The organism is Marinobacter sp. AL4B (assembly GCF_019916045.1).
Classification (GTDB): domain Bacteria; phylum Pseudomonadota; class Gammaproteobacteria; order Pseudomonadales; family Oleiphilaceae; genus Marinobacter.
Window position 1 is genome coordinate 916,938 of sequence record NZ_JAILWZ010000011.1, and the last position, 19,061, is coordinate 935,998.

Annotated in this window: 16 protein-coding genes; 2 read left to right on the plus strand and 14 right to left on the minus strand. The window is 54.1% G+C overall.

Features of this window, described 5'->3' with window-relative positions; translation table 11 throughout:
* Positions 1 to 65 precede the first annotated feature (65 nt).
* The 13 genes from K5L82_RS08305 to K5L82_RS08365 form a co-directional block, all read right to left on the minus strand.
* Positions 66 to 1,673, minus strand: coding sequence for a hypothetical protein (locus K5L82_RS08305; RefSeq protein WP_223133796.1), 1,608 nt, complete (start codon positions 1,671 to 1,673; stop codon positions 66 to 68).
* Between the two features lie 542 nt (positions 1,674 to 2,215).
* On the minus strand, positions 2,216 to 3,211 hold the full coding sequence (locus K5L82_RS08310; protein WP_133006143.1) for a branched-chain amino acid ABC transporter permease: 996 nt from the start codon (positions 3,209 to 3,211) through the stop codon (positions 2,216 to 2,218).
* A 2-nt stretch (positions 3,212 to 3,213) separates the two neighbouring features.
* On the minus strand, positions 3,214 to 4,101 hold the full coding sequence (locus K5L82_RS08315) for a branched-chain amino acid ABC transporter permease (protein WP_133006144.1): 888 nt from the start codon (positions 4,099 to 4,101) through the stop codon (positions 3,214 to 3,216).
* A gap of 110 nt (positions 4,102 to 4,211) precedes the next feature.
* The gene (locus K5L82_RS08320) at positions 4,212 to 5,423 is read right to left on the minus strand and encodes an ABC transporter substrate-binding protein (RefSeq protein ID WP_133006145.1); all 1,212 of its coding nucleotides are present in this window, start codon (positions 5,421 to 5,423) and stop codon (positions 4,212 to 4,214) included.
* A 72-nt stretch (positions 5,424 to 5,495) separates the two neighbouring features.
* Positions 5,496 to 6,215 carry an ABC transporter ATP-binding protein gene (locus tag K5L82_RS08325; RefSeq protein ID WP_114333144.1) on the minus strand — a complete coding sequence of 240 codons (720 nt, stop codon included), beginning with the start codon at positions 6,213 to 6,215 and terminating at the stop codon, positions 5,496 to 5,498.
* Positions 6,212 to 7,018, minus strand: coding sequence for an ABC transporter ATP-binding protein (locus tag K5L82_RS08330; protein ID WP_133006146.1), 807 nt, complete (start codon positions 7,016 to 7,018; stop codon positions 6,212 to 6,214). The genes K5L82_RS08325 and K5L82_RS08330 overlap by 4 nt, the downstream gene beginning before the upstream one ends.
* A 76-nt stretch (positions 7,019 to 7,094) precedes the next feature.
* Positions 7,095 to 7,520: a PaaI family thioesterase gene (locus K5L82_RS08335; RefSeq protein WP_223133797.1), complete on the minus strand. Its 426-nt coding sequence runs from the start codon at positions 7,518 to 7,520 to the stop codon at positions 7,095 to 7,097.
* Positions 7,517 to 9,166, minus strand: a complete 1,650-nt coding sequence (locus K5L82_RS08340; protein ID WP_223133798.1) for an AMP-binding protein — start codon at positions 9,164 to 9,166, stop codon at positions 7,517 to 7,519. Before K5L82_RS08340 ends, K5L82_RS08335 begins: the two co-directional genes overlap by 4 nt.
* A 126-nt stretch (positions 9,167 to 9,292) precedes the next feature.
* The gene (mmsB, locus tag K5L82_RS08345) at positions 9,293 to 10,180 is read right to left on the minus strand and encodes a 3-hydroxyisobutyrate dehydrogenase (RefSeq protein ID WP_133006149.1); all 888 of its coding nucleotides are present in this window, start codon (positions 10,178 to 10,180) and stop codon (positions 9,293 to 9,295) included.
* A 40-nt stretch (positions 10,181 to 10,220) separates the two neighbouring features.
* Complete coding sequence (locus tag K5L82_RS08350; protein ID WP_223133799.1) at positions 10,221 to 11,303, minus strand: enoyl-CoA hydratase/isomerase family protein; 1,083 nt, start codon at positions 11,301 to 11,303, stop codon at positions 10,221 to 10,223.
* A gap of 11 nt (positions 11,304 to 11,314) precedes the next feature.
* On the minus strand, positions 11,315 to 12,094 hold the full coding sequence (locus tag K5L82_RS08355) for an enoyl-CoA hydratase (protein WP_223133800.1): 780 nt from the start codon (positions 12,092 to 12,094) through the stop codon (positions 11,315 to 11,317).
* Between the two features lie 30 nt (positions 12,095 to 12,124).
* Positions 12,125 to 13,291: an acyl-CoA dehydrogenase family protein gene (locus tag K5L82_RS08360; protein WP_133006152.1), complete on the minus strand. Its 1,167-nt coding sequence runs from the start codon at positions 13,289 to 13,291 to the stop codon at positions 12,125 to 12,127.
* Between the two features lie 22 nt (positions 13,292 to 13,313).
* Positions 13,314 to 14,807 carry a CoA-acylating methylmalonate-semialdehyde dehydrogenase gene (locus tag K5L82_RS08365; RefSeq protein ID WP_223133801.1) on the minus strand — a complete coding sequence of 498 codons (1,494 nt, stop codon included), beginning with the start codon at positions 14,805 to 14,807 and terminating at the stop codon, positions 13,314 to 13,316.
* A 144-nt stretch (positions 14,808 to 14,951) separates the two neighbouring features.
* Here K5L82_RS08365 and K5L82_RS08370 point away from each other — a divergent pair, with 144 nt between their 5' ends.
* Both K5L82_RS08370 and K5L82_RS08375 read left to right on the plus strand, forming a co-directional pair.
* Entirely contained in the window at positions 14,952 to 15,854 is a 903-nt protein-coding gene (locus tag K5L82_RS08370) for an AraC family transcriptional regulator (RefSeq protein ID WP_223133802.1), read from the plus strand.
* A gap of 99 nt (positions 15,855 to 15,953) precedes the next feature.
* A complete protein-coding gene (locus K5L82_RS08375; RefSeq protein WP_223133803.1) occupies positions 15,954 to 16,943 on the plus strand; it encodes an XdhC family protein in 990 nt (329 codons plus the stop codon).
* On the opposite strand, the gene K5L82_RS08380 is transcribed toward K5L82_RS08375, so the two are convergent.
* Positions 16,915 to 18,957: a CocE/NonD family hydrolase gene (locus K5L82_RS08380; protein ID WP_223133804.1), complete on the minus strand. Its 2,043-nt coding sequence runs from the start codon at positions 18,955 to 18,957 to the stop codon at positions 16,915 to 16,917. The genes K5L82_RS08375 and K5L82_RS08380 overlap by 29 nt on opposite strands.
* Positions 18,958 to 19,061: the final 104 nt, after the last annotated feature.

Below are 19,061 nucleotides of genomic sequence, written 5' to 3' on the forward strand. Positions count from 1 at the left end.
ACTTTGATAACAGTGGCATTCCCGGGAAATTTCTTTCGCCTAAAACGCAGTTTTACTGGAGCCGGCTATTCAATCATTCTGAACTGCCCACCGGTTGACAAGCAGGCTTCCCTCACTTGCTCCGGCTCTGAGCCATAGAGGTAGTCATGGGTGTCCGTTTCTCCTATCGCACTCTGATGACGACAAATAGCCTGGCGGGTCGAACTGTCACAGCTGGTAATCAGTTTATTGCCACCTTGGGCGCACTGCGCCTTGAACTGCTCACTTTTTCTGCGACTGTTAAGCTTGTAATCGACACACATGAAACTCCCGGGGGCATAGCAACTTAACCGAAAAACGCCTTCATCATCACTGTTAACGGTCTGATTGACGTTTCCCGCCCCCTCAGCCACCTGCTGCTGCATTGTACTCATGTTTTCGCCATCACTGCTGGTCAACACATCGGCTGCAAACGCACTGCCAATATCGACTTTGGAGGTATCTGAAATTCCCGATGTGCCGACCACAGCAGCACCAGCAGCCAGTGCTACGATCTTCCCGAAATCAACGTCTCCGCTCGTTTCGACGCCATCATCGATCAATTGGCCACTGGCATAAAATTCCGTGAACTCACCTGTTGTTCCACCCAGCATAGCCTGTCTGCGCACCTTGAATGCGCCATCCCGTTTGCCGTCCAAATAAGTTCCGACATAGGCTTCATTGTTATCATCAGGCGCCGTACTTTCTCCATAGGTCTTGCCGTGGCGCTGGCCATCTTCCCAGTAGCCAACAGTCAAACCTGTCAGACCATTCGTCCATGCCCCCGCGCCATTCAATTTTCCCTCCACAAAATGACCGATCCAAACATTCTCTACTTCATCTCCTTGCCAAGGTTTGGGCCTCTGTATGGCACCGAACCCGTCCAGTCGCCCGCTTTTGAATTCGCCAATGGACTTGACGATCATCGCGTTGCTATGGCCCCAGATATTTATACCAAAACCGTGTCTCTGCGCCTGGTCATTATAGTCACCGTATCGATGCCACTGAAAACCGTTGTCATGGAATTCCGTCGTAAGCAGACGGGCGATACGAGCCTCGCCGGGAGCATCGCCAAGCTGGATAATCGGGTTACCATCCTCCAGTGTCATGGTAAACACCCCCTCAATCATTACGCCCTGCTCGAACCGGCCTACAAATTGCGCGTTAAGTTTTTCATCGACCGCTTTACCAACCCCGTGAGCAAGACCGTCGACACATCGCCCGTTAATAAAGGTCCAATCGAACTGATCCGGAGCCGCCTCCTGGTTGACTATAAAAGCCCCACTATCTACTAGAGTACATTCCGTCTGTGAATCGACATGAGGGTAACGAGCTGCTACTGTCGCACTATAACCGGCACGAACAAGATTGATAGCCTCCATCATTTCCTGCTTATTAAAACGAGCCTGAAAGTTATTGATGATGGCGGCATTGCGAGGGCCGAAGGTGAGCGCGTAAGACTCGCCAAGTAGGTATTCAGCCATAGCAATGGTCCGAATTCTTTCCTCGAGGTCTTGTAATTCGGGTTCCGTGATATAGGGGTTGGAGCCCATATCTTGAAGGCCAGAAACAAAATCTTCGTGATAACCCAGCGCGCAGCCAGCCAATACTAACGACACGACTAACAACAGAGGTGCGACAATGGATTTAGACATCATTTTCCTCAACAACATTTAGAAGTTAGAAGCCGGTCCGTGCAGAAGCACGACACGCTGATCAAAGAAACCAAGCGATAGCCTCTCCAACACATCCTCGTCGGATACTGGTCATGGAGGCCGCAGGCCGGAACGTACTTGATTGACGTGTTAAACCTTTTTTCGTCTAACTGTAGTGATAGCGGAATGCTCCACGACTGTCCATTCACCACTATTGCGCGACAATCGTTTACCTAGCTTAGGGTAGACAGTCACATCTTGCTCAAGGCGTTGGCCGATAGGTACATGATTTCCATATCTCCTTTGGGCACAACACCCAAAACAGCGGCGCGCTTTAGCGCGTCCAACCCTCAGGGTGATGCTGCCTTTGCTTGTTAAGTTTATCCCTTCCCGATGACTCTTATAACAGCCAATTATACGAACGCGTTCGTATAATTCCGTGACTTGGGCAGGTATCGATCTTTGCGCAGAGGTGGGAGTGCAGTAGTGGCGCTGCCCCACCGGCACATCATTGCGTGCCGGAAAGGACAGGACAGGTCTAATTAGCCAATATTTTTCTTAATGAACTTCTGAATCTCGCCCACAATACCGCTGCGAAAAGCCAGGACGGTGAGCACGAAGATGCCACCAAGTATCGGGTCAACCCAATCCCGGAGCGGCCCCTGGGCCAACTGATATTCCACGTTAACCACGAAGGTAGCGCCAACAACCGGGCCAAGCAGCGTGCCCATGCCGCCCACCAGCGTCATCAGAATGACTTCGCCCGACATGTGCCAGTGAGCGTCGTTCAGAGAGGCTAATTGGAACACCACAGACTTCATCGAACCGGCCAGCCCAGCCAATGCAGCCGAGATGACAAAGGCGAGGATTTTATAGCGATCCACGTTGTAACCCAGAGATACCGCGCGCGGCTCGTTTTGTTTGATCGCCTTCAGCACCTGACCGTAGGGACTACTGACGATTCGCTGCACCAGCAGGTAACAGCCAATGAACATCGCCAGCACGAAGTAGTACATGTTCAGGTTATCTTCTAGATCGAGCACCCCGAACAACTTGCCTCGCGGAATACCGTGCATACCGTCTTCACCGCCAGTGAAGTCAGACTGCACGTAGAAGAAGAACACCAACTGCGCCAGAGCCAAGGTGACCATGGCAAAGTAAATCCCCTGCCGGCGAATAGACAGCAACGCAAACGCAGTGCCCATCACGGTCGCCGCCAGCGTACCAGCGATGATCCCCATCTCCGTCGTCAAGCCAGAGTAGTTACTGAGGAGATAGCCGGTGGTATACCCACCGGTGGCGAGAAACGCCGCATGGCCAAAGGACAACAAGCCGGTGAACCCGAACAACAGGTTGAAAGCTACCGCAAACAGAGCGAAGCATAGGATCTTCATCAGGAATACTGGGTACAACGCGAAGGGCGCTGCCAGTAACAGCAACAGCAAGACGCCATTGACCATCATTTTTTTGCGGTCTTGGGATTTTTGTTGCGCAACAATGGCCTTGTGAACGTCGGCAGAGTTAACAGAGTTATTCACGGCTATGCCTCCTTACCGAACAGGCCGTTGGGGCGGAACATCAGTACAACAACCATCACAAGGAAGATGACAGCCGAGGACGCAGGCGGATAGAAGGTTTTGGTTAAACCTTCAATAACCCCCATCAGGATACCCGTGATAATGGCGCCGCCAATGGACCCCATGCCACCGATCACCACCACCGCAAACACCACAATGAGTGTATTGGAGCCCATCACCGGGGTTACTGAGTATATAGGCGCTGCAAGCACACCTGCGAAGGCGGCCAGCATCACACCAAACCCATAAGTCAGGCTGACCAGAAGCGGTACATTGATGCCAAAGCCCTGCATGAGCTGGGAGTCTTCGGTGCCAGCCCGGAGATAAGCACCCAGTTTGGTTTTTTCGATCACAAACCAGGTTCCGAAGCACACCAGCAGGGCCACTACGATTACCCACGCTCGATAGTAGGGTAAAAACATGAAGCCGAGATTGATGCCACCTTTAAACAGGTCTGGCATGGAATATCGCAAACCCGACACGCCGTAGATGTTGGTTAGCACGCCCTGAATAATAAGCGCGACACCGAATGTCAGGAGCAAGCTGTAGATATGATCCTGACCGGCGATGCGCCGAAGCAGGAAATATTCGATGAGTATCCCGAAGGCACCCACCAGCAACGGGGCAACGAAGAGTGCTACCCAGTAGTTGACTCCCATCAGATCAAATAGAACGACGGTCACCAAGGCACCAAGCATATACATGGCACCATGGGCAAAGTTGATAATCTTGAGCAGGCCAAAAATAACTGCGAGGCCAAGGCTCAACAGTGCGTAAAACGCGCCGTTGATAACGCCGATCAATAGCTGGCCGGAAAGCACAGCAAGGGGGACGCCGAAAATCATGGTCATATTGCTTTCTCCACAAGCAGTGCAGGCGTTGTTGTTATTCTGTCAGTCAGTCGGTCGGTCACGACCCGGCAAAGCCTTTGACAAAGCATTGCCGGGTAACCTGAGCTAACTTACATATTCACCAGTTTGCACTTGCTCTCAGAGAGCGGGCGGTAAGCTTCGTCAGCCGGGATGGTCCGCAGGATCTTATACAAATCCCAGTCAGACTTGGACTCGGCCGGTGTTTTCACCTCGGCCAAATACATGTCGTGCACCATGCGGCCATCAACTCGGATGGTTCCGTTCTTAGCAAACATGTCGTTGATGGGGGTATCCATCATTTGCTTACGCACGGTTTGGGCATCGTCGGAACCAGCTGCCGCTACCGAGTTCAGGTAATGCAGTGCGCTGGAGTATATGCCAGCGTGGACCATGGTCGGGCGTACACCGGTTTCTTCCATGAAGCGATCGGACCATTCGCGGGTTTCATCGTTCATGTCCCAGTACCAACCCGTTGTCAGCTGGATACCCTGTGCCGTCTCAGCACCCAGTGCGTGAACGTCGGTTAAGAACAGCAGCAGTGCAGCGAGGGTTTGGCCAGACTGAGTCAATCCGAATTCACTGGCGGTGGTGATGGCGTTGGTGGTGTCAGCGCCCGCATTGGCCAATCCCACCACATCCGCTCCTGAAGCTTGGGCCTGCAGAATGAACGATGAGAAATCTTGGGTCGGGAATGGATGGCGCACCGCACCAATCACCTCACCACCGTTTGCCTCAACAACTTGCCGGACGTCGCTTTCCAGCGAATGTCCAAACGCGTAGTCGGCCGTCAGCATGTACCAGGTCTTGCCACCTTCTTTGACCACGGCACTGGCGGTGCCGTTGGCCAGCGGATAGGTGTCGTAAACGTAGTGGATATGGTTCGGCGTGCAGTGCTCATTGGTGATACTGGATGCCGCCGAGCCAGAAATAATCCCAAGGCGATCGTTCTCTTCCAGAATTTTACTGACGGCGATCGATACGGAAGACGCCACCATACCGGCCACCATATCGACGTCTTCGTTTTCAACCCAACGTCTGACCGTGCTTGAAGAAGTATCGGGGCTGTTTCGGTCATCAGCACTCACCACTTCGATTTTGGATCCGTTCACCGTGCCGCCATAATCTTTGACCGCCATCTCAAGCGCTTTGAGACCGTTCGGACCGGCCAGATCGCGGTAGGTGCCGGACATGTCAGCCAGATAGCCTATCTTTACGGTTTTGTTCGAGATCTCCGCCTGAGCACCACCCACCATCAGGGCTGATGCAACGGCTGAAGCAAGAAGTTTTTTCATCATTGTCATTGTTATATCTCCGATACTGTCTTGCGTTGGTTCGTTTTGTTGTTGCTTTTGTTACTCTCGATCTTTCCGGGTTCAGACCCCCAGATAGCCATCCAGCACCGACTGCTTGGCAGCGAGTTCGTTGGCGTGAATTTCTTCTACAATTTGGCCATGCTCCATCACGTAATGCCGATCGGCCAGCGGCGCTGCAAAATGAAAGTTTTGCTCGACCAGAACGATGGTCAGGCCTTTGTTTTTAAGCGCGATAAGCACCTCTCCCAGTTTCTCAACGATAACGGGTGCGAGTCCTTCAGTGATTTCGTCCAGCAACAGCATGTTGGCGCCCGTGCGCAGAATCCGCGCCATAGCCAGCATTTGCTGCTCACCTCCCGATAGCTTGGTACCTTGACTAAACCGACGCTCGTAAAGGTTCGGGAACATGGTGTAAATTTCTTCGAGACTTAGACCACCGCTCCGAACAACCGGCGGCAGCGTCAGGTTCTCCTGCACGCTGAGCGACGCAAAAATACCTCTGTGTTCAGGGCAATACCCCACGCCCAATCGGGCAATGTGGTGGGGTGCGCACCGCATGGTGTCTTCACCGTTGATCGAAATAGTGCCGGTACGCCGTCCCACCATATTCATGATGGCTTTAAGGGTAGTACTTCGTCCTGCGCCATTGCGGCCCAGCAAGGTCACCAACTCGCCTCGATTCACCACCATGTCGATGCCGTGCAGAATGTGCGATTCGCCGTAGAAAGCGTGCAACCCCGAGAGACGTAATTGTTCGTACTCACGATCCGAGTGACTCATTGGGCGGCCTCCACATTGTCGTCTTCGGCACCCGCAACGCCGCGCTCTCCGCTGCCATCGCTGCCCATATACACTTCTCTAACCTTCGGGTCGGCGGAAACGGTCTGATAATCGCCTTCTGTCAGAACGGCACCTTGGGCAAGCACGGTGATCCGATCACACAATTTACTCACCACGCTGAGGTTATGTTCCACCATCAATACGGTGCGGCCTTGAGCGGCCTTACGAACAAGTTCAACAACTCTGTCTACATCTTCGGAACCCATGCCCTGCGTAGGCTCATCCAGCAACAGAAGTTCCGGCTCCATAGCCAGAGTGGTTGCCAGCTCCAACGCCCTTTTTCGGCCATAGGCCAGCTCAACGGTTGTGGTGTTGGCGTAGTCCGCCAGGCCGACCGATTCCAGCAATTCCATGCTGCGTTCATTGAGCTTGTTCAGAGAATTGCCGCTTTTCCAAAAGCTGAAGGACGTACCTTCTGCGGTTTGTAACGCCACACGGATATTCTCTAGTGCCGTCATGTGAGGAAATACCGCAGATATCTGGAAGGAACGGATGATGCCCTTTCGGGCTATAGCGGGCGATTTCAACGACGTGATGTCTTCACCCTTGTAGAGAATCTGACCGCGAGTAGGGATCAGGAATTTGGTGAGCAGGTTGAACACCGTAGTCTTGCCGGCCCCGTTGGGTCCGATAAGAGCATGGATGTCTCCCTGGCGGATCTTCAGATTGACGTCATTAACGGCAATGAAGCCCTTGAATTCCTTGATCAGGTTGCGGGTCTCGAGAACGTACGGTTCACTCATGAGCCACTCGACCTTTTTATTGTTGTCTTTATGAACTAACCACAGGTTAGATTTACGTGCACGTAAACGTCAAGAACTAATTTTGGTTTTTATTTGGCGGAATCGAATAAGTAAGGGTGGAGTGGGCCACCGGCTCTGTCATTCCTTCCGAATAGATAAAAACATCACCAACTGCCATGGTCCGACCCACTTTTAGCAACGATGCTTTAGCCCGAATCGGCATGTGGGCAACCGGTTTTCTCAGGAAGTTAATATTAAGATTAGTCGTTACGGCCAACGGCACCAGTCCAATTTTTCCAAGCAGAGCGGCGTACATAGCCACATCCGCCAGCGCCATCATCGCCGGTCCGGAAACGGTGCCACCCGGGCGTAGATGAACTTCATCCACGTTCAGCACCATTTCCGCCCAGCCATCTCCAAGATCCGCCAAAGCGCCATAAGCGGCACCTTGGGGAAAATGGTCTTCGAGGAAGGCGTTCAGTTCCTCGAAGCTGACTTTCATGCCGATACCTCTTCCTCAGCCTGATTTCGCAGCATAAAGCGCTGAATCTTGCCGCTTGGTGTTTTTGGCAGTTCGTCTACAAACTCAATTTCCCGAGGGAAGGCGTGGGTCGACAAGCGCCGGCGTACCAGCTCCTGAAGCTCGTCTTTCAGGCTTTGCTCTTCCACGGGCTCTTGGCCTGCTTTGATTACCACGTACGCCTTGATGATAGAGCCACGTTTTTCGTCCGGTTTGGCAACCACCCCAGACTCCGCCACGGCAGCGTGCTCCAGCAAGGTACTTTCCACGTCTGCGGGACCCACCCGGTAGCCTGCGGTGGTGATGATGTCATCATCCCGGCCGCTGAAGGAGAAGCTGCCATCGCCATGACAAACCACCATGTCGCCGGTCAGGTAATAACCATTGGCGAATGGGTCTTTTTCACCCCAGGTGTAACCATCGAAATGGAACAGAGGTGATGCCTTGGTATCAACCGCTAACTGACCGATCTCACCAGCGGCCACTTCTTCGTATTTGGTATTCAGCGCAACTACACGATGGCCAGGGGAAGCATACCCCATGGCACCATCTCGCATCGGGTGCTCCATGGCGTGGAAGTTACAGCACGTCATACCCGTTTCAGTCTGGCCATAATGGTCTTTCACCGGGCAGCCAAAACGACGGTCTATCCAGTTCACCACTTCGGGATTCAGTGGCTCGCCGGCGCTGCTACACACCCTCAGGCCGAGTGTTTCCCCTTCCGGCAGAACTTGGTCATTGGCTTTCAGCAACCGGTATGCCGTTGGAGCCGCAGCCAAGTTGGTGATCCCGTACTTTCGGATCATGTCGTAAGTGGATTCCGGGGTGAACGCATTCGGGTTGAAATGAGTGGTGTGGCCCATAAGCAGCGGACCGGTCACTGCGTAGTAAAGGCCATAAGCCCAGCCGGGATCGGCTACGTTCCAGAATACATCGCCCTCACGCAAATCGATCGCGTACTTCATGTAAACGTAGAAGGCCAGCAGGGCCTTCGCTGGTACGGCAACTCCCTTGGCTTTACCCACTGTTCCGGAGGTAAACATCTGCAAAAAGGGATCGCTGCCGGTGATCATCACCGGTTCGAATTGATCGGGCTGAGCGCTTAACACCTGTTCGAAATCAGGCACATCATCACCGGTTGCTGCTGCGTTACGGCATAGCACGGGCGGACAGCCTTTCACGTCAGCCAGTTTGGAGTAGTTGTCCGGGTCGGTCACTACCAAGCGGGTGCTGGCTTTTTCGAGACGATACTCAATGGCGCCCGAACCAAAGGCGGTGAACAGTGGCTGGTATACCGCGCCGATACGCAAGGTGCCGGCGATCACGATTAACAGCTCGGGGCCCCGGGGCAGCAGTCCAGCGACACGATCGCCTTTACTGACACCGAGGGACTGAAGGTAATTGGCGAAGCGAGCGGAAGCAGCCTTAAGCTCGGCAAAGGTCAGCGCACCATCGCCGCCGTCGGCTTTCTCGTAATAGAGCGCGACCTTTTGCGGGTCAGTCGCCCACTTGTCACAAATTTCGTGGCATACGTTCAAGCCACTGTCTAAACGACCATCCAGGACCTCTGATTCCAGTGCGGCCGCATCAAAGTTGCTGTACACATCATTGTATTGCGGAAGGCTCATCGTCCTCTCCTAATTGTTGTTGTGTTCACTTACACATGCTTCATACAGATTTAGCACGACATGCATTTTACGTAAAGGTAAACTTTAGGCTAAATAAAAGGGCGAACCCAGATCGCCCTCACCCGATTACTCTGGCTGGAAAAGCCTTAGAATGCTTGAGAAATCCAGCTCGCCATTACCCTGCCCTGCGTGCAACTGGAACAAGTTCCGAGCCAGTGAACCCATCGGAATGGACGCCTGATTTGTGACGGCGTTATCAAATGCTAACCCCAAATCCTTCGCCATCAGGTTCACCAAAAAGCCTCCCTCATAATTCCGTGACGCAGGCACCCCTTCCATGACACCCGGCCAAGGGTTATACACGTTCAATGCCCAGTTGCCCCCCGAACTTTGCTTCATGACTTCAGACAGCACCGCGGGATCCAGACCGTTTTTAGCTCCCAGCGCCAAGGCTTCACTGGTGCCCGCCATCAAGATTGCCAGCAGCATGTTGTTACAAATTTTGGCAACTTGCCCTGCGCCGAAAGGCCCGGCGTGGAAGATGTTCTTGCCCATACTTTCGAGAATCGGTTTAGCCTTCTCGAAGGTGTCGGCTTCACCACCGCAAATAAACGTCAGAGTGCCCGCTTTCGCTCCACCCACGCCTCCGGAGACGGGTGCATCAATGAACGCCAAGCCTTTGGCCGTTGCTTCTTCGGCTACACTGCGCGCTGTTTCCGGCGCAATGGTTGAGGAATCAATCACCAGCGTGCCTTCGGGCAAGGCTGACAGCAGCCCGTCTTCGCCCAGATAAACGGCTTCTACATGCTTGCCTGCAGGCAACATAGTAATGACGCACTCGGCACCTTCGGCAGCCGCTTTTCCGCTCTCTGCGCTGCTTGCACCTTCGGAAACCAGAGCCTCAACAGCCGATGCAGACAAATCAAATACAGTGACTTGATGCCCGGCTTTAACCAGGTTGGAGGCCATCGGAGCCCCCATGTTACCGAGACCAATAAACGTGATTTTCGCCATAGTGCTTCTCCTTGTTATTGTTGCAATCCACCGGGGGGTGTTATCCGGCGTTCAGGGTAAAAAATTCATCAATCCACTGGCTGTCCATCTCCGCCAATGAGGCATAACGCCACCGTGGTTGCATATCTTTATCTATCAACAAGGCCCGAATGCCTTCGGCAAACTCACCCTTCTTCAAACAGTTCTTGGACAACACCAATTCGTTATCCAATACTTGTTTCAAGCTGTCCAGCTTGCTTCGGTGATAGTGCCGCCAGGTCAACGCGAGTGCGGTTGGAGAGGCATTCGCTACACCTTTGACGGTTTTACCCAACCAGTCATCACGACTGCCGAGCTCCTGCAGCTGTGCGACAACTTGCTCTAATGAGCCGGCATCCGTCACTTGCTGAATCTCATCAAAGTGCTTGCGAACCGGAGATTCTGGCAACGCCTCGGCACTTTGTTGCTCAAACTGTCTAAGCACGCCACTGACCACATGATGGCCATTATCGTTTTGCCAACTGACCGACTTCAGCGCGTCGATCACTTGCGCTTTGCGATCTTGAGAGATGAAGCGGTCAGCCATGTTCACAAACAGCGCATCCGCAGCGTTCATACGTGCGCCGGTCAACCCAAGAAACAGGCCCGTTCGCATGGGCATTCGGTTCAGGAACCAGCCCGCACCAATGTCCGGATACAGGCCGATGCTGACTTCTGGCATGGCCAACTTGGAGTTTTCGGTCACGACTCGGTGAGAAGCACCTACCATCAAGCCAATACCACCGCCCATGACGATCCCGTTACCCCAACATATGATGGGTTTTGGGAACGTGTGGATCAGATAATCCAGCTCATACTCTTCGGTAAAAAACTGCTCGCCCTCGCTCAGTTTCCCGGATTCGGTCATGCTCCGGTACAGAGAAACAATATCCCCGCCCGCGCAGAAGGCTTTTTCACCCTCTGCTTCCAGCCAAACAGCGCGAACACTAGGATCTTCGGCCCAACGTTCCAGCTGAGGCACTAGCAGCCGGATCATATCCATCGACAACGAGTTGAGGTTGCGAGGCGTATTTAGCCGGGCCACCGCGATGCGCGCACCGTCACTGGTGTTCCACTCTTCAAAGACTATTGGTTGATCGCTCATAACGGCCCCGGTTATTGGTTTTTCCATTCCGGCTTACGCTTTTCCAAAAACGCGTTTACGCCTTCTTTTTGATCTTCGGTGTGGAACAGCTCCACGAACAACTCACGCTCCATGCGCCAGCCGTCACTATGGCTGCGACCATCGCGAGCACTCATCACCAACTGTTTGCAGCGAGCGATCGACGATGGGCTTTGTTTGCAAGCGCCTTCTGCCAGCTTCAAAGCTTTTTCTAACGATTGTCCAGAAGGTACAACTTCTTCCACCAATCCGATTTGCTGCGCTTTTTCCGCTGTCACGCGCTCACCACACAGGATCATGCGCTTAGCCCAGCCTTCGCCCACCAACCAAGGCAAATTCTGGGTACCACCAGCGCACGGCAACAAGCCAACGCTGGCTTCTGGCAGCGCCATCTGTGCATGCTCTTCGGCAATGCGGATGTCGCAGGACAGCGCGCATTCCAGGCCGCCGCCCATGGCGTAACCGTTAATAGCGGCAATTGAAACACCGCGGAAGCCGGTCAAAGCGGCAAAGGCTTCACCAAAGCGCTGAGCCATTTCATTGGCTCTGGCTCGATCGCCGTCTGCGAAGGTTTTCAGGTCCGCGCCGGCGGAGAAGAACTTTTCGCCCTGCCCGGTCACCACCAACGCGTAGATGTTCTGGTCGGTGTTAAGCTCTGCGATCGTCTTTTTCAGGGCGGCTAACGAATCCGCCGTCCAGGTGTTTGCCGGCGGGTTGGCAATGGTAAGAATCGCAATATGGTCGCGTTTTTCGAGTTGGATCAGTTCACTCATATTTGAATCCTTTTGTTATCTATTTGGCCGTCACTGGATGGCTTCGGCCACGCCATCATCCAGCAACCGGCGAGCAATGATCATGCGCATGATTTCATTGGTGCCTTCCAGAATCTGGTGCACCCGCAAGTCTCTGACGTAGCGTTCCAGAGGGTACTCCCGGATATAACCGTAACCACCATGCAACTGCAAAGCTTCGTTGGCCACCTCAAAACAGGCGTCGGTGGCAAAGCGTTTGGCCATGGCACAGTGAAGAGTGGCTTCAGTGTCTTTGCTGTCCAGTTTGAACGCACCCAGACGCACCATTTGACGTGCCGCCACAAGATTCGTTGCCATATCTGCCAGTTTGAATTGCAGCGCCTGAAACGCCGCCAAGGGCTTACCGAATTGCTGGCGCTCGTGCAGGTAATTGCGAGCTCGGAGAAGCGCGGCCTGAGCACCACCCAGAGAACAAGTGGCAATGTTCAGCCGTCCTCCGTCCAAGCCCTTCATAGCGATTGCAAAACCGTCGCCCTCTTCCCCGACGCGGTTGCTGGCAGGAATGCGAACGTCTTCAAGCGTGACCATTCGGGTGGGTTGGCTGTGCCAACCCATTTTTTCTTCATTCTTGCCATACGAGACACCTTCAGCATCGGCTGGAATCACAAAGGTGGATATGCCTTTCGCTCCGCTATCAGCGTCTCCCGTGCGGGCCATCAGAACCAGAACGTCGGTGTCACCAGCTCCCGATATAAACATCTTGCTGCCGTTAATCACATAACTATCGCCGTCGCGAACCGCTTTGGTTCGCAAGCTCGCGGCATCCGAACCGGCACCCGGTTCGGTCAGACAGTACGATGCCAGCCATTCTCCGCTCGCCATCTTCGGCACAAACTCTTGTTTAAGCGCGTCATCGGCAAAGCTGGCAACCATCCAAGTAGCCATATTATGGATGGTGATGAACGCGGCAGTGGAAGGGCAAGCCATAGCAAGCTCTTCCACGATCACCGAGGTGTCCATCCGGGATAGCCCCATCCCACCGAGGGCTTCCGGAGTGTATATCCCCATAAAACCCATCTCGCCCGCTTGCTTCATTACGTCCACTGGGAAGGTGTGGTCCACATCCCACTGCCCCGCGAACGGGGCCATGGTTTTCTCGGCAAAGGCCCGGGCGGCTTCCCGAAACGCTAATTGATCTTCCGTCAGGTTGAAATCCATGGCTCGACTCCTGGCTGCGCAATTAGCGCAGCTGAATAGAGAAGTTGGCTTCTGACGACGTGGCTTCGCTGTTGAACCAGCGGGAGGTCACGGTTTTGGTTTCGGTATAGAAGCGCACCGCTTGCTTACCATACGCGTGCTGGTCACCGTAGAAAGAACCTTTCCACCCGGTGAACGAGAAGAACGGGAGGGGTACCGGGATGGGAATGTTCACGCCCACCTGACCAACTTCGATTTCATGCTGGAAACGACGTGCTGCGCCACCGTGGTTGGTAAAGATAGATGTGCCGTTGCCGTATGGGCTGTTATTGATCAGCTCAATCGCATCGCCCAGTGAGTCTGCGTTCATGCAGCACAGGACAGGGCCAAAGATCTCCTCGTTATAAACATCCATCTCAGTGGTGACTTCACTGAACAGCGTTGGTCCTACCCAGTGACCGTCAGGAAGATCTTCAACAGTGCAGCCGCGACCGTCTAGCATCAGCTTCGCACCTTGGGCTTCACCGGTGGCGATCAGCGATTCGACACGCTCTTTAGCCTTAGCACTAATGACGGGGCCGTAGCTAGCGCCGGAATCGTTCCAGGCGCCCGGGCGAACCTTGGCCATGGCTTCTTTCAGTTCCGGAATCCATTCTTGAGCCGCGCCCACGAACACCGCGACAGAGATGGCCATACAACGCTGACCCGCAGCGCCGACAGAGGCACCAACAAGAGCGTTCAGAACTTGCTGTTTATCGGCATCCGGCATGATGACCATGTGGTTCTTAGCACCGGCAAAGCTTTGTACACGCTTCATGTTGCGAGTACCGGTTTCATAGATATAACGACCGACGGGTACGGAGCCAACGAAGGAAATAGCCTTGATAGCCGGGTCGTTCAGCAGCGTGTCCACCTGCTCTTTAGCACCGTGTACTACCTGCAGAACGCCTTTGGGAGCGCCAGCTTCTTCAAACAGTTCAGCCAAACGCATAGGCGTGAGGGGGTCCTGCTCGGAAGGCTTAAGAATAAAGGTGTTACCGCAAGCGATCGCCATGGGGAACATCCACAGCGGAATCATCGCGGGGAAGTTGAACGGGGTGATACCGGCACAAACGCCCAGAGGCTGAATCCAGGAGTGGGTGTCCACTTCGCGGGCCACGTTTTCAACCGTTTCACCCATCATCATAGAAGCAACGTTCGCGGCGTGCTCAACCACTTCAATACCGCGCCAAACATCACCCTTGGCATCATCAAACGTCTTACCAGTTTCCTGTGACAGAATCTCGGCGATTTCGTCGTGATGCTCTTTCAACAGGGCTTGGTAACGGAGCATCACCCGTGCCCGCTCGGAGATTGGCGTTTCTTTCCAGCTTTTAAACACCTCACCGGCGTTGTCGATGGCCTGACGCATTTCGTCAGCAGTCGCACAGGGAACTTGTGCGATGACTTCGTTGGTTGCAGGGTTGGTCACGTCAATCCAGTTATCGGTCTGGCTTTGAGCGAATTCTCCGGCAATTAGCTGAGGTACTTTTTTCATAGCATGGGTCCGTGGTTGTTGTTATCCAATAAGTCCCGATCTGTTCTCCAAGAGACCTGCCCGGGAAGTTGATAGCCATCAGACTAGCACTAACCCGAGCAACTGGTGATTGACTAAATTTCGCTCTTGATGGATTATTTTTCGATGCGAAAAGATATTCAACGAAAGCAATCGACCCAAACATCGCAATGGCCGGTTCCTGCGGACAGCGTTAGGTACGTGATCCCGGAACCAATCGTTCGCCTTCTCGCCAGTCATGACCTGACCCGAGAGCTTTACCCGCTTGCCTTTGGCCACTACCGTAAAGCCGTCGGTCATCACATGCACAGGGAACATCACCGCGACAATCTTTTGGTTTACTGCACGGATGGAAACGCGTTCCTGAACGTAGAAGGCGTGCCTTATACCGTCGGCTCTGGAGACCTACTGTTATTGCCTGCCGGGGCCAGTCACCGGTACACCGCCGATCCGAACAATCCATGGTCCATTCACTGGGCCCACTACTCTGGCCCGCTAGCGGAAGCGTTTCAGCAACACATGGGCTTCACCAATGGCACCTACATTCGCCACCTGGGCCGACAACCTCGTTTGCTGGTGGACTTCAACGGCTTGCTGTCGGTACGCCAAACAGGCTACCGCACCCAAGGGCTGATTCACGCCAGCAACCGCTTGCGACAACTGCTGGCGGCTGTACCGATCAATGCCGACGAAACCGGGCAAGCGCGGCAGGCTGAACTTGAGGTTATTCATAACTACATGCGGGAACACCTTGAAGAACGGCTGACACTGAATGAGCTGGCTGAACTTGCCGGCCGATCACCCGCGCATTTTGCCACCCGCTATCGCGAGCAAACCGGCACCGCACCCATACAGCACTTTCTACACCTGAAAGTAGAGCGCGCTTGCGAACTGTTGGACACTACCAGCCAAACGTTTGCAGATATCAGCCGCCAATTGGGCTACGACGATGCGTACTACTTTTCCCGTCTGTTCAAAAAAGTCATGGGGAAATCGCCCAGCGACTACCGGCACACGGCAAGACATTGATTAACGGGCGCATCACATTGTGGTTATGCCCTGATATAGTTGGCGCAGCCTATACAAACCTATAACAACACGGTTCAAACAACATTTCGGGAGAAATCAATGCAGCCGTTGGATATTCAGGTGGTTGAGCAAGCCATCCGCTGGTGCAAAGCCGATGAAAGCTTCTGGCTGTGCACCGTGCTGAGCACCTTCGGCTCATCCCCACGAGCACCCGGCTCCTGGTTAATCGCGAAAGCCAATGGCGACCATTGTGGCTCGCTTTCTGGTGGCTGCGTAGAGGAGGATTTCCTTGCCCGACTGAGCGAGGGAGAGTTCCAAGGGCGCCTGAACCGGGTCCGATACGGTGCCTCAGACACCCCTGATAACCCAAGAGTCAGCCTCCCCTGCGGCGGCGTGCTAGACGTACTGGTGGAATACTGGCCCGCAAATGACCACACTCTTGGGCACTTCCTAGCACTCAAAAATGCGCTAGAAGGTGCAGGCGCTCTGGTTCGTAACTTGTGTTTCGAATCCGGTGACGTTGACCTCATCCCGGATGAAAGCTTGGGCAGCAAAGTTGAAGTAGATCGAAACGAGCAACGCGTGCGCCTGCGTGTGGGCCCGGTTTCACGACTGGTGATAGCGGGACTTTCACCGGTATCGACTGTGTGCGCCAGTTTTGCCCACAGTCTTGGGTTCGAGGTGATCGTCTGTGACCCCCGGCCCGAGGAAGTTCGACATTTCAATGTACCAGGCGTTACCTTGCGCCAGGAACTCCCGTCTGTCTGGATTGCCCGGGAAGGCTGTCACCGGGCAACCGCAGTGGTTGCACTTACCCACGATCCCAAGATCGACGATACTGCGCTCATTGAGGCGATCAAAACCGACGCCTTCTACATTGGCGTGATGGGATCTCAACGGACCTCTGAAAAGCGTCGGGAGCGACTGTTGCGAATTGGCGGGTTAACGGACGCCCAAGCCGATCGTATTCACATGCCGATCGGCTTAAACATTGGAAGTAAAACGCCCGCCGAGATCGCTCTTTCGGTGATGGCGGACGTTGTCAGAGTGCGCGAAGGCGTTACGGTACCTGCATTGCATCCAGCTTAGCCGAGGGAACTACGGGCAGAACCACGCTCGAAGGCGTTTCGGGGCCGGTGTGCAATGTCATTGCGCCCAGTAACGAATTGAGAGCGGTAAGCAGCGGCGGCAGACCTTGCGCAATATTGCTGGTATTCACCGACACTCTCAAACTTGATCCCGGCGCCACATAGGCACTGCTCGCGAAGATTTCCACTGACACCTTACGTACCTCTCCGTACTCATAGGGCTGAACGTCGTCCAGGCGGAAGGTATGCCAGGGCTGAATCATTTCCCCGTTCACGAACCGAGAGCGCGTTTCATCCACCGAGTTCAGGCCTGCTGTCATCAAACCGTTCGTTACCGGGGTGGTGGTGCCGTTCGGGTTAACAATGTCTAACCTCACAGAAACCTGCACATCTTGGGCGGTGGTCGAAACCCACAGATCGGCTTGCATGGGGCCATTCAGATACAGGCCATTTTCGCCAGCCTGCAGCTCATATTTGGCGGCTGCGAGTTCTGCCAACGAATTGTCTTGAACGCACGGAAGAGGAAGCATGCCGCCCAACCCTGCCGTCCACTGGTCAAGACTGGACGAGCACAGTCCGTTTAATGGGTGCTGGAACACCACTGCTTTACCGGCATCTGCAGGCGCCTGAGACTGCATCTGGCCAACTCCACCACCCACAAAATTTTCAGCGGGACTCAGATAGAAGCGCTCCGCCTGCATATCCGGGTGAGGCCAATGGCTGGTTGTGTCGTATTCGTCTAGCCCGAGCACATACTGGGTAACATCCGGCTGATTTTGAACGCCGGTGTCCAGCTCCAAAACGTACTCGTCAAACCATTGCAGGCGCAAAGTGTCCAGATCCGGCACACCGTGCTGATCTGCCTCTTCACCGCCCATAAAACCGACACCCGCGGCACCAATGTGATCCCAGGGGCCAATCAACAGTTTGGTGTCTACTCGCCCGTTCAACTGTTCAAACCAGAGCGGCTCGCTGCGCTGAAACAGATCGAACAACCCACCCACAATAAAGGTCGGCACGTTGATTTTATCGACCCCTTCAAGCGGAGAGCGAATCGCCCAAAAATCACCGTCGTATGCCGTTTCAGGCTCACCGGTCAGGGCCTTAACAATCGTGGGCACCTGGAAGCCGGTCAAGGCACCCAATATACGTTCAGGTATCGCCTTCATAAAGGCTTCGGGATCAACCGCCGCCATCTCCGCCGGAATAAGCCCAAAACCAGTCACCATACCAAGCCAGAGCGGAATGAACGTGGCGTTCACGTTACCACCGGTAAAGACAATGTCTCGATACCCGTCGCCGATTGGAACAATTGGGAACGCCGCCTTTACCGCTGGATGGTTATGCTGAGCGGTCAGTACCGCGGTAATACCCAAATAGGAAATCCCCTCCAGGCCAATACGGTCTTGGGCCCAGTCTTGATCTACTACCCAGTTCAGCACTTCCAGATAATCTTGCTGCTCACGCTCATCAAACGCTGCCCAATTACCACCAGAGTTGCCGGTGCCACGAACGTCTACAACCACATGGGCATAACCACGCTTGACGAGAAACTCGTTAGCACCACCAATTTGTTGCACGTACTGCCCCAACGACGTGTTATAGGACGTCTGTGTGAGCACCACAGGAAACGAGCCGGAAGCCGCCTCGCCTTCGCCAAAACCGGGGACGGCAACTTTCACAAACAACTTAGTTCCGTCAGACATGGTGATCGTTTGGTCATCCAAGGCGACCATATGGGTAAACTCCGGCGCCCGTTCATAGGGCTGCCACTGTCGCCCGTCATCGGCCATGACATCCACAAGACGAGACTCCGATTGGCGGTTGCCCAAGGTCATTATTTGCCGGACAGGCTGCGGGAGTTCTGATGCATTGGATGGCGATTCTGTTTCTAGCTCAGGTGTTACCTTTAAGCTTGCGGCGTCAGCAGGATTGTCTGACGAGTCCCCTCCGCAACCGACGAGCGCCAACGTGAGCACCAACATTCCGGACATCCAAACCGATTTTTTTTGCATCGCTGCATACTCCCACTTCATTTTCAGGGAAAGCCGCCCCTTACGCCGGTATTTGCATGCAAAGAGGACTCAATTAAGCGAAGCTTATCAGTAGAAACCCCTAT